Raw genomic sequence first — 16,734 nt, forward strand, 5'->3', positions numbered from 1 at the left:
AAAGATAATATATATTAACAACAGCCAATGTTAAGTTTTCTTCTGAATAAATACTGATAAAAAAAAGGTAAAACAATTTTACTTGTGTTATAAAGCAATAACAAGTGACCAGAGCTTCGCAGACAATCAAGCCGGATCAGAAATGGTCCGGTTTTTATTTTTACAAAGATGCTTCAATGACATGTAAATTATTAACAATAACTTTTTGCAACAATAAGAGTGAATAATTATAACTTAGATTAAACAAAAATCTTATCGTATGATTAATCTTCTACAAAAAAAGAATGGCTGCAACAGGTTCGTTTTCTTGCATAATGTGCAATTTTTGCGATTTGTCAGACCTTTATTTATTCTTTCTCTATTAGCAACTGCAGTAACCGGTTTTGCGCAATTCAACAAAAGTTATTTATTGTCCAACAGAAGGTTGACTCCGCATTCAGTAATGAGAGCGTCTTTCGGGGGCATTTATGCAACAGCCGGAACCTATCCTGATACAGCCTACAGCTTTTACGGGAAACAACATGCCATCCTTCGCCTTGATGAAGATGGTATCTTTGTTGACCTGCTGGAAATTGAAGGAGCAGAATTTGAAAGCGCCTCCCATATTATTGAGGCGAAGAACGAGCAACTTTTATTTGCAGGTTATAATACACACGAGAAGGCCGTTATTGTTGTCAAATTAGATAAAGACCTGAATGTAAAATGGTCTTTAAAAATCCCTGCGGAATGGTATGTATTTGCCAATCTTGACATTATAAGGCAATTGGTAGGAGAGGAAGATGCATCGGGCCCTGAAAAAAGAGACGAATTTTACTACATCGGCTATTCCGATAAAACAGGCGATCCGGCTTACCCTAATGATTACGCTTATTGCCTGGCCAAAATTGATGAGAATGGCAATGCCCTCTGGAATAACAGGTACATCATGAGCCCGCGCCCGGGCTTCAGCCTGCTTCAGGATAAGTTCGGTTCTTTGTGTGGTTATACGAACAGAGACGACCGGAAATTTAAAATAGCCCTTGCAGGAACAAGGGTAGAAGAAACTCCCGCTGCTTCACTTAAAATACTCGGTGTTCTGACAGTGAACGATGACGGAACGGTATTTGACGGATATCATAGTGTGTACACTTCAAGCTTTTACGAGTATAAAAATCCGCACATCAGCTATGACGCAGACAATGCTGTGTTTATCGTATCTACTATGGAGGTGTCCGGAACTCCTAATGTCGCCAGTGACCTTAATTTAATTCAGATTACACAAAATTTCAGTACGACTCAGGCGGCTATTTATTCAAGTGACTGCGAAAACTATAATATGGCTGTTTACAAAGCGCGCCTTTCTAATGAATACTTGCTTGGTTCAACCGAAACGGCCTGCACTTTGCCGGGCGGAGGTCTTTATGTAAGCACCTTTGGGTTATACAGGGTTGATGCGTCTTCGTTGGGTGTCAATGACTTTATCCGCTACAATATTTACTCCCAAAGACCAACTTCTCTTACAAGCAACAGAAATACTTTTTTTGTTGATCATGACGACAACAGCTACATGACCTCCAACAAGGTTTATTCGCCTTTTCAGTTTGACCAGCAGGTGCTCAGGACAGATTATTTCGGCGAAGCCTGCGGAGCCATCCATCTTACACCCCTTACGCGCAGGTACACCGCAGAGTTGCGCCCGCGGGTGGATTACAAAGAGGAAAAGCGTGATGTTACGGGATATGAACCTATTGTCAGCAAGGAACGGACAGATGTTTTCAACTGCGAGGATGCTCCGCCACAAATGTTCAGGGCTGTTGCACCCGATAACAAAACAGTGCTGCCAAAAGTGTATCCAACCATTCTGGCACAAAATGAATTCATAACGCTTCAACTGACTGCGCCTTATTTGTCAGGCAGTACCTGTTCCGTCTTCGATGTAAATGGCAAACTTCTGCTCTGTAAAGAACTTTCGGAACAGTCAGGAAATAATATTCAAATTAATGTAGGCGAAGCCCTCTCTGGGATATATCTGTTGCAATTAAAAAACAAGCAAGGAGACCTGTTTACACAGAAATTTATTATAAAGTAACCGGTATTTTGTTTATGTGTCCCACACCTCGAAGGTGTGGGACATATACACACTTATTGCTTTCTATTTCTTTCCTGCGAATTTTATAAAATAGATAAATAAGTTATTGTCCTGAATTTCTGTTTTTACTTTGTCGAAACCCAGTTTCTGTATCATTGCAGATAACTTATTGATATCATATCTTTTATTTTCCTTGTTATTTACAGGAATCAATACTTCATTGTTGTTTTCCGTACGGAAACATTTTACTTTGACTTTACCGGCAATAAGGTCATTGTTCAGTATAAAAGTGTTGCCTTCATCTGATTTGATATCCATATCTTTCAATGGAAAAGTTATGCTGCCCGAGCCTGAATAAATACCGGTGAATGTATTGGTATCCACATTCGTGATACCCAGCTTCCTGAAATAACTACCGATGCCTGCTCCCAGGTAATATTTGACATATTCGGTTGAGTAGGATAAGTCGAACAGGAACATACCATTTAACTTAATGCCGACATTTGTATTGGTGATTTCGGTTTCGTTCATACAGGCTTGTGTATTCTCAAACCTGCTGAATCCTTTTTCTCCCGTCAGGAATAACGACAGTTCTTTTCTTCCTGCCGAACTGATAAGTATGGGGGAACTTACAGAAGCTCCTTTGTTCAGCAATGGTTTCTTTGATGCTGTGTCCCAACGCCTGATAACCTTTTCAGAGATATTTATCCCGATACTCAGCAATTGTATAGTGACATCAAATGCATCTTCCCTGTCGTCGCCGAATACTTTGGACATGGCATATATCTCGTAATAATTTTGTGAAGATTTACATGGCGTTAAATTCAATCCGAATTTATTTTTATAAACAAGATTTATGGGTTTTGATGTCCAGATAGTCAGGTTACTCGGATCCAGATCCTTTATGAATAAATCTTCAAAACCCTGCTCTCCGTTTTTAAAATCAAAACCACTTGTCTTAAAATCGTTGTAACTTAATAACGCCTTCAGATCATTGGAGAAGGTTGTCTTTTTCTTGTTTACGTAACTGCATTCACAAACACTGTGTAAAGGATCTTCTGAACCGGTATTGTCCTGAGACTTAGCTGCAAAAAAAGAGGATAAAAGGCCTATTGTTAAAGCCAATTGTTTGGTGTGGTTCATTATAGGGATTATTGTTTTTTAATCGGTTGCGTCGATTATATGGCCGAAGGCGGTAAAAGTAGATTATTTTTCTTGTTGCTAACGTAATATCAATGTACGCAACTTTTATAGAATAATAATAACCCGGATGTATTGTTTAATAACAATGCTCTTATGGAAATGCAGGAATTGCTGCATCTGTGTTAAAACTTAACCATGAAAGCAGCTGTTATAACATTTTTATTGAATGCCTTTTGGATGGCTGGATTTTGCCGTGACTCAGAAATCAACCTTGCCGGATATCCTTTTGATATCAAAGTCCTACAAAACCTGTCAGACAAAAAGGACAGTATTATGCCGGTATTTAAAGAGGGTAAATTTCAGTATGTCGATGTAAAAACAGGGACAAGGATATTTGAAAAGACATTTGATATAGCTTATCCATTCGATGGGAGGAATGCGGCTATAATAAAATCAGATGGCAAATATGGTATTATAGATAGGCATGGTAAACTGTTGGCAGCACCTGAATATCGTAGCTTTCAATTATGGGATGCCCCTTTCAGGGAAAATTTTGTGTCATTCGACAATGCTTCGGATTATGGCTTTGATTTACAAAAGGGGATTTTTGTAAATCCGGGAAATGGTTGCGAAAAACCTTTTATGGAAAGGCCCTGTTGTGTCATTTATAAACAGGGCGATAAATATGGTATCAGTAAAATAAAAGATAATAATTATAGCAGCCAGCGGATACTTATAGCGCCTGTATTCGATACGGTATATCTGATTAATGCTGCAATGGCTATAGGAAGTAAAGAAGACAAAATCATTTGTATAGATAGCTCGGGCAAACCATTTTTTCTCGGCATATATAAAGAGGTAATAATGTCCAGACCCCTGAATGAATTTAGTTATCCCCAGGTAATAGGTCTGAATACAGGCAGGGACTGGGAGTATTATAGAGTAGGGCTGAAGCCGGAGCTGCTGTTGACCAGCGAATTCAAATGCTCAGGTATTGGTGAAGTCAGGATTAGAAATGCATTTGGCATTTATCAGGAAAAAGGAAAGTTCCATATCTTATATCAGGATGGCCAAGCGATGAAGGAGGCTTACGATTGGATTTCGTAAAATGGAACAATTGCAATTGCAGATGATGCTGTTTATATAATTGGGGATGATGGTGTTCCTTTTTTGTATTACAGGAAATGATATGCTGATAATATAATTCTTGTTATCAGCGCGTTGTAACATCCCCTTCGGGATACGATGCGGGAACATAGATATGCCAAAACATTCTTTTACATACGAACAGAAGGTTTCCGCAGCAGAAAACAATTAATCAAAGCAACCCTTCGATTCGTAATTTTCAAGCAATCTGATAATATATTCAATAACGATGGGTGGAAAGCAAAATACCATGCCCTTTTTTATCCATCCGAATGTTTCCGATTTTTCTAACATCATGTAATAACCATCCACGCTTACCGGATATACTTTCTTGCTTTCAGAATATTGGGCCTCGAAAATTTCCAGCAACCTTACATCTCCAACCGGATTTGGCTTAACCAATAGAAGTTTCATTAACTGAAAATAGTTGCCTTTTTGTTAAGACCAACGTAATTGTCCGTGAACGGCAAATTAATGAACCTGTAAAACCATATTACAATGCCAACTCCTAAAGAGTCGTCATATGTGTCCCACACCTCGAAGGTGTGGGACACATATTGTTAACGCGCGTTCCAAAACATTTAAGGTGCATGTAAAAAATTGTAACAATGGCAAGTATTTTCACAAACCATTTGAACAAGACACTACAGGATTCAATAGATAGATGTTTTAATGTTTTATTGATGTCAGATGTAATGTTTATTACATCTGTGAAACTTACAATAAAAATACAGAATTGTGTAATGACGAGGACTTGAATCAGGGATAATTTTGCCTTGAATCAAAACCATTCATATGACCAATTTTATAAAAAGCATTTCAATAGTAACAATCTTTTTTTTATTGCCGGAAATGAGTAAGGCGCAGGCTCCTAATCTTGGAACTGCAGCCTCGTTTGCACTCTTTACTGCTGTAGGTGCTGTAGGCAATACCGGAATATCCCAGATTACCGGTAATGTGGGAACGAATAGCGGCGGCATAACAGGATTTGGAAACGTAAACGGTGTAATGCACAATACCGATGGGGCAACATTAACTGCCGCCGCGGATCTTTTACAAGCATACATACAACTTGATACTATATCACCCAACTTATTTCATGCTCCGTTATTAGGTAACGGAGACACTTTGATAGCAGGTATTTATTCAATTTCGGGAAATACGGTGTTGGACCAGACACTTTATTTAAATGCTGCGGGCAATGCAAATGCAGTATTTATTTTTAAGGTAGCGGGTACATTCTCATTGAATTCATTAGCTCAGGTAAAACTGATTAACGGGGCAATGGCATGTAACGTGTTCTGGAAAATTGAAGGACTTGTTGAAATGGCGCCTAACGCTGTAATGCGTGGTACCGTTGTAGCAAATAATGCTGCCATAAATATAAACTCAGGCGTAACGCTTGAAGGACGAGCACTTTCCACAGCAGGAGCAATAGCAGTGAGTAACACACTAACTTATACTCCGGTGGGTTGCGGTAGTCCTTTGTTGACGGGACCTGCAGCTCCCAATCTTGGTTCTGCATCTTGCTATGCACTCTTTTCGGGAAATGGTTCGAATATCAATAGCGGCAACACTTTCGTTGTAGGCGATGTTGGTACAAATGTAGGCTTGACAACAGGATATAATGCCTTAAATGTAACAGGAGCAATACATCCCATTCCGGATGGTTCGACAGCAAGCTGTGCTTCCGATCTTTTAAGCGCTTATAATTACCTTAATACATTGCCGGCAGATATTGAATTATTATATCCTGCACAATTTGGCAATAGCCTTGTGCTCACGCCACACACATACCTGATGAACGCTGCTACTTCTTTTACAGATACTTTGTATCTGAATGCGCAGGGAGATTCAAATGCAGTATTTGTTATAAAGATAAATGGTCAGCTTTCAACAAGTACTTATGCAACAGTAACATTGATTAATGGCGCAAAAGCAAGAAATGTATATTGGAAGGTTGACGGAGCAGTAGATATAAATAATTTCTCCATTATTAAGGGAACAATTGTTTGTAATAACGGCGCAGTCAACCTGAACACAGGAGCGCAAATAGAGGGAAGGGCGCTTACTACCAACGGCGCTTTTACTGCTGATGCGATTAATATTGCAATTCCTTCACCTTGTATTGTACCGCTTCCTTTGGGATTGATTTATTTCAGAGGAAAGATGCTTAATAACAATGTATTGCTGGAATGGTCTACCGGCAAATACATGAATACGGGCAGATTCGTAATAGAAAAGAGCCAGGATGGCAATCATTTCGAGACTTTGTCTACACTCCATGCATTGTCAATCGCAGATGGCGATGCGTCAAATTATAATTATACTGATTATGAGCCTGCAACAGGGCCTAATTATTACAGATTATCAAGAAAAGATACAAAGGGTGATATAGAGTACTTTAAGACTATAATGATAAATATTGATGATAAAGCTTCTGAAAAAGCACAGTTTTATCCGAATCCGTGGACTTCCGGATTATATCTGGATGTAAAAGATGCTTCTGCCTTAAATAAAAGTCAGTTGAATATCTACAATGTTTTGGGTGCTTTGATAATCCATATGGATATTACAGAACCAACAACATTACTTGATGCAGGAATAATGCCGGCAGGTGTTTATTATTATCAGTTAATATCAGTCGATGGGAAAAAACAAACAGGAAAATTAGTATCAAAAGGAAGATAAAACAATGGCCATACGGCAGCACCTTAATAGAAAGGTGTTGTTGTATGTTTATTAAACTAAAAATTCTCCAGCATGTTCCTTCTTTTATATTTCATGTTTTTATAAAAAGTAGGTGTAAGACCGGTAATCTTTTTAAACTGGGCGGAAAGATGCGCCACGCTGCTGTAGCTTAATTTGTAAGAAATTTCCGTAAGATTGAATTCGCCGTATAACAATAATTCTTTTGCTTTTTCAATCTTGTGAATGATGATGAACTGCTGTATAGTTATGCCTTTAACTTCCGAAAACATATTGGCAAGATACGTATAATCATAACCGACCTTTTGGCTGATATAGTCTGAATAATTCATTTCGGGTGCTTCTTCCAGCACATGAATCATTTCTATTATCACGTTCTTCACCCTTTCAATTATAATGCTTCGTTTATCATCCAGCAGCTCCAGACCCGATACTAAAAGATTTTTTTTAAGGAGTTCGCGTTTTCTGGGAGAAATATTTCCATTGATTTCCACAAATCCAAGGTCAATAGAAATATAAGGTAACTTAATTTTATCCAATTCTTCCTTTACCAGCATTTTGCATCGAAGGCTCACCATGTATTTTATATATAGTTTCATTACCGGTGATTTTTATGGATTATTGGATTGTGGTCCAACAAAGGTAACTCAAAGCAGCACTGTGTGTATACGTTATACTTTATTGTTCACACAATCCCTTGCAGAGACGCTGTGAGCAATAATTGATTCATGCATTGGTCGAAGACATAAACCGTGGCGGAAAGACACTTCGGAACAAAAAACAAGCCGCAATCTCAGGACTGCGGCTTGTTCATTCAAAAGACAAAATCTTATTTCAACTCAAAAGTTTCGATAAACTTGGTAGTAAAGTTTCCTTCGCGGAACTGTTCGTTCTTCATTAATTGCATATGGAACGGAATAGTGGTTTTCACACCTTCAATTACATATTCGCTCAAGGCACGCTCCATAGTAGAAATAGCTTCTTCGCGGGTTTGTGCAATAGCAATCACTTTTGCAATCATGGAATCATAATACGGAGGAATGGTATAACCCGCATAGATATGAGAATCTACGCGAATGCCATGACCGCCCGGTGTATGCAATACCGTAATAGTTCCCGGACTCGGACGGAAGTCGTTGTAAGGGTCTTCGGCATTGATACGGCATTCGATGGCACACATTTTCGGTTCGTAGTTCTTACCACTGATCGGAATACCCGCTGCAATCTTGATTTGTTCTTTGATAAGGTCAAAACTGATAACCTCTTCCGTTACGCCATGCTCCACCTGAATACGCGTATTCATTTCCATGAAGTAGAAATTACGATGTTTGTCCACCAAAAACTCAATGGTACCAACGCTTTCGTAATTAATAGAGGCAGCAGCTTTGATAGCAGCTTCACCCATTTTCTGACGTAACTCCGGTGTTAAAAACGGCGATGGAGATTCTTCCACCAGCTTCTGGTGACGGCGTTGGATAGAACAATCACGTTCACTCATGTGGCAGACAGTACCGTATTGGTCGCCCGCAACCTGAAATTCAATATGACGCGGATCTTCAATGAATTTCTCCATATAAATACCGTCGTTTTTGAAAGAAGCAGCAGCTTCCGCTTTTGCCGTAGTGAATGCTTTTTCAATTTCGCTTTCGCTCCAAACCACACGCATACCTTTACCACCACCACCTGCAGTTGCTTTAAGTATAACGGGGTAACCCATTTCCGTAGCTAATTGCTCAGCCTCAGCAACACTTTCCAACAATGCTTCGGAACCCGGAATAACAGGCACGCCTGCAGCAATCATGGTTTCTTTAGCCGTTATTTTATCACCCATCTTCCGGATCATTTCAGGAGTGGGCCCGATAAATTTGATATTGTATTGAGCACAGATTTCAGCGAAACCTGCATTCTCTGCCAAAAAGCCATAGCCCGGGTGAATAGCATCCGCATTGGTAATCTCAGCAGCAGCCATGATGTGCGGGATATTCAGATAAGAATCCGCGCTTTGGGCCTTACCGATACAAACCGCTTCATCAGCAAACCGTACATGCAAACTATCTTTATCAGCCGTAGAATAAATCGCAACGGTTTGGATACCCATTTCACGACAAGTACGGATGATACGAAGGGCTATTTCGCCACGATTGGCAATCAGTATTTTTTTAAACATTATTTTGATTTGATGATTTGACGATTTGATGATTTGATAATGAACGATTGTCAGTAATCAGCTCATTATCAAATCATCAAATTAGCTAATTAGTTTATGCCGGTTCAACCAGGAATAATGGTTGGTCATATTCGATAGGGGAAGCATCGTCCACCAATACTTTTACGATACGGCCGCTGATTTCGCTTTCAATTTCATTAAATAATTTCATCGCTTCCACGATGCAGATAACCTGTCCTGTTTTGATTTCATCACCTACAGCAACAAAAGCAGGCTTATCAGGACCTGAACTGCGGTAGAAAGTACCGATCATCGGAGATTTGATAGTTACTGTATTAGAAGCTTCTGCAGCAGGCGCTGAAGGAGCAGCCGGAGCAGCAGCAATTTGTTGCGGAGCCTGAGGAGCATGCATCATTTGCTGAGGTGCTTGTTGCATCATCTGAGGCATAGAAGCCTGAACCGCTACAAACTGAGTTTCTGTATTTGCTTGCTTGATAGTGATTTCAAAATCACCGTCTTTAATGGATAATTCGCTGATATTTGATTTATTAACAGCTTTAAGCAATTCCTGGATTTGTTTATATTCCATGTTTCTTTATTTTGAAAAATGAGCTAATAATAAAAGATCATGATTCCCTGAAAAAAAATCCGGTTAAGGACTACGCACATTTCAGGCATATAATCTTTTGCTTTTGAAAAATAATTATCCTTTTACTCTTTCCATATATTCACCGGAAGTCGTGTTGATCTTGATAAGTTCGTCATTATCAACAAACAAAGGAACGCTGATAGTAGCGCCGGTTTCCAAAGTTGCCTGTTTCATGGCACGCGTAGCAGTATCGCCTTTAAGGCCTGGTTCTGTATAAGTTACACGCAATACAACCGATGCAGGTAATTCAACGCCCATCGGCATTTCAGTTTCAGTATTGATAACTACATTACATTCCTGTCCGTCTTTGTAAAGATCCGGACGGTCGATCATGTTTTCTGCAACAACTATTTGCTCAAAGCTTTCATTATCCATCAGGTTAAAACCGCTGTCGTCTTTGTACAGGAACTGATAGTTACGACGTTCTACACGAACAGGATAAATCATGTCGCCTGAGTTCCAGGTATGCTCGATACTGCGGTTATTGTCCACACCTTTCAATTTTGCCCAAACTTTAGCGGCAGCTCTTGCCGTTTTGTTCTGACCAAATTCTACAACGCTGTAAAGCGAGCCGTCCAATTTCAGGATAATACCATTACGGATGTCTGCTGTATTTGCCATTTAATTTTTATTTACCTTCCTAAAATTACAGGAAGGATTTTGTGAGAAATTTGCTTCAATAATAAACAGGCTGCAAAAGTAAATATAAAGTTCTTTATCCGAAATTTCAGCGCATTAATTTCTTCGATTTGTGTAAAAAAAGTAAGAAATCGGACGCTTTTTGTTTAAAATCTTAATATTTCAATCATTTTTTGATAAATTTTGGAAATTTTATTCCCCGATCGGATAAACTTTCAATCCCTTTATGACACCATTTGTAATATCCTCCACTATTTTTCCATCCCGATTTCTGAAAATATAATCATCCCCGCTGCCTTCATAAAAATAGAAATAATATTGAACGTTATACCTTTTTGCATCCGCCAACAATTCCGCAGTGCTATAATCATTTAAAGGATGGCAATACCAGGCATTTTCCGAAAACCAGGCAATCTTAATAATGGAAGACCCGGCGTCAGCATAAGATTTATTGGAGATGAAAGAGGATTTTACAATATTTTCCTTCCAAAGACGCATCGCCGTTTCATGTTCCTCATATCCTGACCTAAACATACCTTTCATATCTGAAATAGGTGTAATTATAAAACTCAGGAAGAAAACAGCAATGAAAACGGGATACAAACGTTTGCCCAACTTTGGTTTTATAAATTCATCCGACATAGTCATAGCCAGAATACTTGCCAGCGGAATGGTGAACCATAAATACCTGCCATGGTCAAAAGTCAGCAGCCAATAGGGTAGCGGAAAAATGATGAATAAAGTAAGGATGATTTTTAAAGCGGTAGATTGAAAAATGGTTTTTCTCTTCTGTACGAAAAACAAAATACTTAAAACCCACACCACAAAATAAAATGCCGAAATACGGTTAGAGCTTTCCGTCCATCCGACTATATTATATAAGGTGCGCATGATTTGTTTTAAAAACAAATGCGGGCTTTGCCAGAAATTGGAAAATCTGCCTTGCGCCAGATAAGGGTCTTCAAAATAATATAATGAACCCTGATAAGGCGGCGGTACAACGGCATGAACACTTGTCTTAAATTCCTGCGTGCCTACCAGCCACCAGCTCATATTCAGTTTGCCCGCTGTAGAATAAGTCCAGATACCATATTTTTCATGCAGCAAATAAACCCAGGGCGATAGACAAAGCATCATAACAACAATGCTTGTCAGGCTGATAAGAAGCCACCTTTTGATTTTCAAACCTTCTTCCGAACGTAATTTTATTGCGGTAATTACTAATATCATTACAGGAAAAAAGACAAATGAATAAGCCTTGCCAAAGAACGCCAGGCAACCCGTAATGCCTAAGGCAATCCACCAGACAGGTTTTTGATTGTAATCCTCTCTTAACAAAATCAGTACGCCAACCGTGAGAAAGAAGAATTGCCAGATATCGGTAAAAGACTGGAAATAAATAGTATAACTCCAGAAAACAGCCGACATCAGGCCAAAGCACCAACGTTCCCAATCATCATTCCTGAATTTCTGAAACAACCTTTGTCCCGCAAGGACCATCCCCACAGCAGGAATAGTATTGATAATAATAGCAGATTTGAAAAGCGGCCAATGTGTGCATTTTACCAAAACAGCCGTGAGCCAGCAACCCATCGGGCTCCAGAATGCATTGACGGCATGTTGATAATCGCCTTCCACATATTTTGCCGTAATGTTCAGATAGCTGATGGCATCGGGGTCGATATAGTACTGAAAATAGGGCCAGAGAAATGCAACCATACAACATAACAACGCAGCAGGTACTATCATTTGTAAAAATGAGTTGCCTGTAATTTTATTACCTGTATTTTGCTGTGGATTATCTGGCATAGTTACTTTTTATTTTTCTCCCTTTCCATTTTTCGATGAATCCTGAAAAGCCCAGAATGCTTAATGACGACATGACGAGCAATACAGGAAGAAAATATCGTGTATTTGCTACCGGACCTGTTATTACTGCAAAATAAAGAATATAAATTCCTGTAAGTACTTTTAGTTGCAATGAATATTTATGGTTGAATAGAAACAACATCCAGCCTATAACTCTTAATACATTGAATAAAACTGTCAGTAAAAGAAACGGCAGATAAGGATAGCCTTTCATGTAATTCCATGCGCCTTTTATGCCGTCTCTGGCGTATTCCTTATAAAAGTTAGGAGCTTCGGCATGAAAATAATAACCAATATAACCGGTGAACAAATCCATGTCCGCCTTTCCCGGTTCAATAAAGAAGCGAATGCTTTCTTTTAAGTGGTACAAACTATATCCGGCAAAATTTTCTTTAATAATGGCTTTGGCTTGTTGGTCGGCGAATTCATATTGGGCCTTTAATCCTTGCTTCAATTGTAATTGCGCATTAATAGCATGAACTACAGAATCGCCATAATCAGGGCCATACTTTCTGTTGAGAAAAGCATGCACATTGAAATCTAAAAGATTGTGTGTTTGTACACTTGAAATATGATACAAACCGGTTCTTGATTTATTCCAGAAACCGTAAGAAATCATAATGACAAAAGGAATTATTCCAACAAATAACACCAATACCTTCCTTATTTTATAACTATACCAAACAGCAAAAATGACATGCAGTAAAAGATAAGGGTACATGATAGGTTTTGTGAGCGTAGCAAGTATCAACCATAAGCTCATCCATGCTATTCGCTTTGCATTGGGATTATTAATGGAAAGGACCAGTTGCCTGAAATAAAGCATCAGGAAGAATTGCAGTAAATGGTCCGGTGTTAGTGTTGTTGCGAAATATAATTGAGCCGGATAAAAAAAGATGAACAATAAATAAAGCCATTTATACCTCGTTTCAGGAAATAGTTTCCGGAATAAATCGAAAATCATCCAGCAACAAGCTATGGATAATATATTCTGAAGAATAAAAACCGGTAAGTTCTGTAATCCGAAAATAGCATAAGAAACATACAGCAGGATAGAGTATAACGGCGTCCTGTTTGTCAATTGGAAATCTACAACCGGTAATGCAGGATTAGCACTGTAAAACCATCCATGTTGCAGATTTTGAGCGAGGTAAATGTATTCCCATGAATCCCCGTTATAGAAATGCCGCCAGCACATACCTCCTGTAAACCATAATGCGTGTAGCAGAATCAGTATGAAAAGGAATGTGAAATTCTTCTTTTGGAACATAAGGCTTGATATTGGAATCTCTTTTGACGATTCCCGCAATTAGTTTTCAAAAATAATGTGGAAAAACTATAATTTGGCATCTTGGAATTATAATGTGATTTATTTGTCCTTTTCATTTTACAAAACGCTTGGCCAAAGATTATAAACATATTGATGAAGCAACACTTATGGCTCGGTTCCGTGCTGATGGCAATACCGAATGGTTAGGCATTATACTGGAACGTTTCACATTGGTGCTTTTCGGGGTTTGTATGAAATATCTGAAAAATGAAGAGCAGGCAAAAGATGCGGTGCAACAGGTTTTTTTAAAAGCCCTGGCTGAAATACCAAAATATGAAATCGACAATATTGGTGGTTGGCTGTATCAGGTGGCGAGGAATCATTGCCTGAGCCAATTGCGCACCAGGAAAGACTTTACAGGTGATGAACCTTTAAAATATATTCCACAACCTGAAGAAGTGCCTGTATCTTTGTTATTGGAGAAGGAGCAGGATATTGACAGGATGAAAGCAGCATTGAAAGAAATTAAAGAAGAACAACGAATCTGTATCGCCTCCTTCTATCTTGAAAAGAAAAGCTATGCCCAGATTGCACAGGAAACCGGTTGGGATATAAAGCAGGTAAAAAGTAATATTCAAAATGGTAAACGAAACCTGAGAATGAAATTGGAATCCTGAATTATCATTGAAGCAATAAACATTAGAAATTGAATCGGACCAACAAAATATGGAATGCAGATGAAAGTATAGCGATTGATGAAAATCAATTGCTTGCTTATCTGGAAGGTCGTTTGTCTTCCGAAGAGCAGCATAGGTTGGAGGAAGTTTTAGAATCAGATCCTTTTTTGAATGATGCAGTTGAAGGTTTGGCAGAGATAAAAGATAAAGAACAGCTAAAGCAAATTGCCGCACAAATAAATCAACAACTCAGAAGGCAAATCAAAAACAGAAAGGCGCACAGGAAATCAAGAACCAGATTGACGGAACATTGGGGATGGTTGTATGTTTTGATTGTATTGGGTCTGGTATTGATGGCATGGTGGGTAATAAAGTTGATGGAGCAATAGGTAAATTTTGTAACGATGGGTTTTACCCATCGCTATTATCTTTCGCCCTTTCAGGGCTAATTGGATTCAATCCTATAAACAGAAATTAATGATTATTGCATAACGATGGGTTTTACCCATCGTTATTATCTTTCGCCCTTTCAGGGCTTAACCTGAAAGGACGAAAGAGGACAGGATAGGATGAAATCATATCAGATATAGAATACAATCCTGTCAAACATCTAAAGTCTAATATCTAACATCTCAAAACGGCAACCCGTCATCATGCACTTCTTCCTGTATATCATCCTGAATCTGCTGGCTTGATTCTGAAGTCTTCTTATCCAGTTTCATCATACTTACAGCCCTTACCTCCGTAAAGTATTTCTTAACACCTGCAGCATCCGTATAAGACCTGTTGACTAACTTTCCCTCAATCATCACAAAGCTTCCTTTGTTTAATTGTTGTTGCATTCTTTCCGCAAGTTGGTTCCAGCCTATGACCGTATGCCACATCGTTTCTTCCTTCCATTCGCCATTTTGAAGTTTATAACTTTCGTTGGTAGCTAAATTAATGCGTGCAACCCTTGCGCCGCTTTCCAGTGTTTTCATTTCCGGCTCTGCGCCCAGGTGTCCAATCAATTGAACTCGATTTCTTAATGTGCTCATAATACTAAAATTTAAAAAATGATAAATTGTGATTTTCTGTACCGGAAACCAAATTTTGTATTTCCTGATTCCTGATGCAAAGATGCTATCGACCGTAAAGCTTAGTCGGTTTTTACCCATTTATGAGCGGATGTAACTATTTGTACCCGTTTGTTATCGGATAATTCGTATATTTAAAGCATGGAAACAGCAACACCAAGAGTCTGCCTCGCTTGTGGAAAAGCGCTGAAAGGAAGGCTGGACAAGAAATTCTGTGATGATTATTGCCGTAATTCTTATAATAATCAGCAAAACAGCGACCAGAATAATTTCGTCAGGAACGTCAATAACATCTTGCGGAAAAACAGGAGACTGTTAGAAGAATTAATTCCTGAAGGAGAAGAAATGAAGAAAGTCCTGAAAGAAAAGCTCGCTTTATCAGGCTTCAATTTCAAATATCACACTCATCAATATCAAAATCAGAAAGGGCAGGTTTACTTTTTCAACTATGAATTTGGCTATTTACTACTGGATGGCAGCGAATGGATTTTAGTAGTGAAAAGGAAAGCAGAATTGTAAGTGGTAAGCATATCTTTATTTTAAACTAATCCTATGAAGAGAAAAATAGTTTTTGTCACACTTTGTCTTTTGTATTTATCAGGTTGTAACAGATCATCTCATTATTTAAAAATATCAGAGTATAAAATAAGAGAGAATGCTTTGGGAAATTTCGAACCTGTAAAAGTCCTGTTTGTAGGTCCAAGCAAAGAATATACTGAAAACAGGGATTATTATAATCAAGTAATAGTCGTATCTCTGATTGATGGAGATACTGTTAATGTACTTTATGCAGATGAACCTGACTTTAATAGAAATGATGGTGATACAAAATTTTACTTTGTAGATCCTGAACATATTGCCAAAGCGGTTAGCCAATATGCTATAGAATCAATTAAAGATTCAACTACTATCAACCTTATACATGATGCTGCAAATGACACAGCCATTCATAGTTATTCAATTGGTGATTATAAAAAAGTAATGGTAAATCCTAAATATATAGAAGCGGTTAAGAATAATCATCCTACCTTATTTGGCAAAGTAGTAAGAGATACAACACATGTCCTGTAATAGGCTTCAATTTCAAATATCACACCCATCAATATCAAAATCAGAAAGGTCAGGTTTACTTTTTCAACTATGAATTTGGTTATTTACCACTGGATGGCAGCGAATGGATTTTAGTAGTGAAAAGGAAAGCAGAGTTGTAAACCATATTACAATTTTAAATACCCATCCAAATCTTTCTTATGAGTTTTTCGTCTTTCGATAAGCATGCATTGCACTTTAATTATAAATCGAAATCCTATTACTCATCTGA

Annotated in this window: 16 protein-coding genes; 7 read left to right on the plus strand and 9 right to left on the minus strand. The window is 38.4% G+C overall.

Features of this window, described 5'->3' with window-relative positions; all coding sequences use genetic code 11:
* Window positions 1–259: 259 nt before the first annotated feature.
* Window positions 260–2,068 (plus strand): T9SS type A sorting domain-containing protein, encoded by a 1,809-nt coding sequence (locus F0919_RS15430; RefSeq protein ID WP_150033692.1) that lies wholly within the window; start codon window positions 260–262, stop codon window positions 2,066–2,068.
* Window positions 2,069–2,131: 63 nt separating this feature from the next.
* Here F0919_RS15430 and F0919_RS15435 read toward each other — a convergent pair whose 3' ends face one another.
* A complete protein-coding gene (locus tag F0919_RS15435; protein ID WP_150033693.1) occupies window positions 2,132–3,211 on the minus strand; it encodes a hypothetical protein in 1,080 nt (359 codons plus the stop codon).
* Window positions 3,212–3,406: 195 nt separating this feature from the next.
* Here F0919_RS15435 and F0919_RS15440 point away from each other — a divergent pair, with 195 nt between their 5' ends.
* A complete protein-coding gene (locus tag F0919_RS15440; RefSeq protein ID WP_150033694.1) occupies window positions 3,407–4,318 on the plus strand; it encodes a WG repeat-containing protein in 912 nt (303 codons plus the stop codon).
* Window positions 4,319–4,525: 207 nt separating this feature from the next.
* On the opposite strand, the gene F0919_RS15445 is transcribed toward F0919_RS15440, so the two are convergent.
* Complete coding sequence (locus tag F0919_RS15445) at window positions 4,526–4,771, minus strand: hypothetical protein (protein WP_150033695.1); 246 nt, start codon at window positions 4,769–4,771, stop codon at window positions 4,526–4,528.
* A 381-nt stretch (window positions 4,772–5,152) separates the two neighbouring features.
* On the opposite strand from F0919_RS15445, the gene F0919_RS15450 reads away from it, so the two are divergent.
* Window positions 5,153–7,048: an ice-binding family protein gene (locus F0919_RS15450; protein ID WP_150033696.1), complete on the plus strand. Its 1,896-nt coding sequence runs from the start codon at window positions 5,153–5,155 to the stop codon at window positions 7,046–7,048.
* Window positions 7,049–7,104: 56 nt separating this feature from the next.
* On the opposite strand, the gene F0919_RS15455 is transcribed toward F0919_RS15450, so the two are convergent.
* The 6 genes from F0919_RS15455 to F0919_RS15480 all read right to left on the minus strand — a co-directional run bounded on the left by F0919_RS15455 (window position 7,105) and on the right by F0919_RS15480 (window position 13,660).
* Complete coding sequence (locus F0919_RS15455; RefSeq protein ID WP_150033697.1) at window positions 7,105–7,665, minus strand: helix-turn-helix domain-containing protein; 561 nt, start codon at window positions 7,663–7,665, stop codon at window positions 7,105–7,107.
* A 230-nt stretch (window positions 7,666–7,895) separates the two neighbouring features.
* Window positions 7,896–9,233, minus strand: coding sequence for an acetyl-CoA carboxylase biotin carboxylase subunit (gene accC / locus F0919_RS15460; RefSeq protein WP_150033698.1), 1,338 nt, complete (start codon window positions 9,231–9,233; stop codon window positions 7,896–7,898).
* 94 nt (window positions 9,234–9,327) lie between these two features.
* Complete coding sequence (gene accB / locus F0919_RS15465) at window positions 9,328–9,822, minus strand: acetyl-CoA carboxylase biotin carboxyl carrier protein (protein WP_150033699.1); 495 nt, start codon at window positions 9,820–9,822, stop codon at window positions 9,328–9,330.
* A 114-nt stretch (window positions 9,823–9,936) separates the two neighbouring features.
* Entirely contained in the window at window positions 9,937–10,503 is a 567-nt protein-coding gene (gene efp, locus F0919_RS15470) for an elongation factor P (protein ID WP_150033700.1), read from the minus strand.
* A 210-nt stretch (window positions 10,504–10,713) separates the two neighbouring features.
* The gene (locus F0919_RS15475) at window positions 10,714–12,330 is read right to left on the minus strand and encodes a hypothetical protein (protein WP_150033701.1); all 1,617 of its coding nucleotides are present in this window, start codon (window positions 12,328–12,330) and stop codon (window positions 10,714–10,716) included.
* Window positions 12,320–13,660, minus strand: coding sequence for an ArnT family glycosyltransferase (locus F0919_RS15480; RefSeq protein ID WP_150033702.1), 1,341 nt, complete (start codon window positions 13,658–13,660; stop codon window positions 12,320–12,322). The genes F0919_RS15475 and F0919_RS15480 overlap by 11 nt, the downstream gene beginning before the upstream one ends.
* A gap of 128 nt (window positions 13,661–13,788) precedes the next feature.
* On the opposite strand from F0919_RS15480, the gene F0919_RS15485 reads away from it, so the two are divergent.
* Both F0919_RS15485 and F0919_RS15490 read left to right on the plus strand, forming a co-directional pair.
* The gene (locus F0919_RS15485) at window positions 13,789–14,337 is read left to right on the plus strand and encodes an RNA polymerase sigma factor (protein WP_150033703.1); all 549 of its coding nucleotides are present in this window, start codon (window positions 13,789–13,791) and stop codon (window positions 14,335–14,337) included.
* Between the two features lie 29 nt (window positions 14,338–14,366).
* On the plus strand, window positions 14,367–14,726 hold the full coding sequence (locus tag F0919_RS15490; protein ID WP_150033704.1) for an anti-sigma factor: 360 nt from the start codon (window positions 14,367–14,369) through the stop codon (window positions 14,724–14,726).
* A 243-nt stretch (window positions 14,727–14,969) separates the two neighbouring features.
* Here the strand turns inward: F0919_RS15490 and F0919_RS15495 are convergent, their stop codons facing one another.
* Window positions 14,970–15,374, minus strand: a complete 405-nt coding sequence (locus tag F0919_RS15495) for a single-stranded DNA-binding protein (RefSeq protein WP_150033705.1) — start codon at window positions 15,372–15,374, stop codon at window positions 14,970–14,972.
* Window positions 15,375–15,554: 180 nt separating this feature from the next.
* Here F0919_RS15495 and F0919_RS15500 point away from each other — a divergent pair, with 180 nt between their 5' ends.
* Together F0919_RS15500 and F0919_RS15505 are read left to right on the plus strand one after the other, a co-directional pair.
* On the plus strand, window positions 15,555–15,932 hold the full coding sequence (locus tag F0919_RS15500) for a hypothetical protein (RefSeq protein ID WP_150033706.1): 378 nt from the start codon (window positions 15,555–15,557) through the stop codon (window positions 15,930–15,932).
* A 141-nt stretch (window positions 15,933–16,073) separates the two neighbouring features.
* Window positions 16,074–16,484, plus strand: a complete 411-nt coding sequence (locus F0919_RS15505) for a hypothetical protein (protein ID WP_150033707.1) — start codon at window positions 16,074–16,076, stop codon at window positions 16,482–16,484.
* Window positions 16,485–16,734: the final 250 nt, after the last annotated feature.

It is taken from the genome of Taibaiella lutea (genome assembly GCF_008629695.1).
GTDB lineage: Bacteria > Bacteroidota > Bacteroidia > Chitinophagales > Chitinophagaceae > Taibaiella > Taibaiella lutea.

What these genes read in the sequence shown, in the direction of transcription:
- F0919_RS15450 (WP_150033696.1), top strand. Translation starts at nt 5,153, where the DNA reads ATGACCAATTTTATAAAAAGCATTTCAATAGTAACAATCTTTTTTTTA.
- efp (WP_150033700.1), bottom strand. Translation starts at nt 10,503, where the DNA reads ATGGCAAATACAGCAGACATCCGTAATGGTATTATCCTGAAATTGGAC.
- F0919_RS15500 (WP_150033706.1), top strand. Translation starts at nt 15,555, where the DNA reads ATGGAAACAGCAACACCAAGAGTCTGCCTCGCTTGTGGAAAAGCGCTG.
- F0919_RS15480 (WP_150033702.1), bottom strand. Translation starts at nt 13,660, where the DNA reads ATGTTCCAAAAGAAGAATTTCACATTCCTTTTCATACTGATTCTGCTA.
- F0919_RS15435 (WP_150033693.1), bottom strand. Translation starts at nt 3,211, where the DNA reads ATGAACCACACCAAACAATTGGCTTTAACAATAGGCCTTTTATCCTCT.
- F0919_RS15445 (WP_150033695.1), bottom strand. Translation starts at nt 4,771, where the DNA reads ATGAAACTTCTATTGGTTAAGCCAAATCCGGTTGGAGATGTAAGGTTG.
- accB (WP_150033699.1), bottom strand. Translation starts at nt 9,822, where the DNA reads ATGGAATATAAACAAATCCAGGAATTGCTTAAAGCTGTTAATAAATCA.
- accC (WP_150033698.1), bottom strand. Translation starts at nt 9,233, where the DNA reads ATGTTTAAAAAAATACTGATTGCCAATCGTGGCGAAATAGCCCTTCGT.
- F0919_RS15475 (WP_150033701.1), bottom strand. Translation starts at nt 12,330, where the DNA reads ATGCCAGATAATCCACAGCAAAATACAGGTAATAAAATTACAGGCAAC.
- F0919_RS15495 (WP_150033705.1), bottom strand. Translation starts at nt 15,374, where the DNA reads ATGAGCACATTAAGAAATCGAGTTCAATTGATTGGACACCTGGGCGCA.
- F0919_RS15440 (WP_150033694.1), top strand. Translation starts at nt 3,407, where the DNA reads ATGAAAGCAGCTGTTATAACATTTTTATTGAATGCCTTTTGGATGGCT.
- F0919_RS15455 (WP_150033697.1), bottom strand. Translation starts at nt 7,665, where the DNA reads ATGAAACTATATATAAAATACATGGTGAGCCTTCGATGCAAAATGCTG.
- F0919_RS15430 (WP_150033692.1), top strand. Translation starts at nt 260, where the DNA reads ATGATTAATCTTCTACAAAAAAAGAATGGCTGCAACAGGTTCGTTTTC.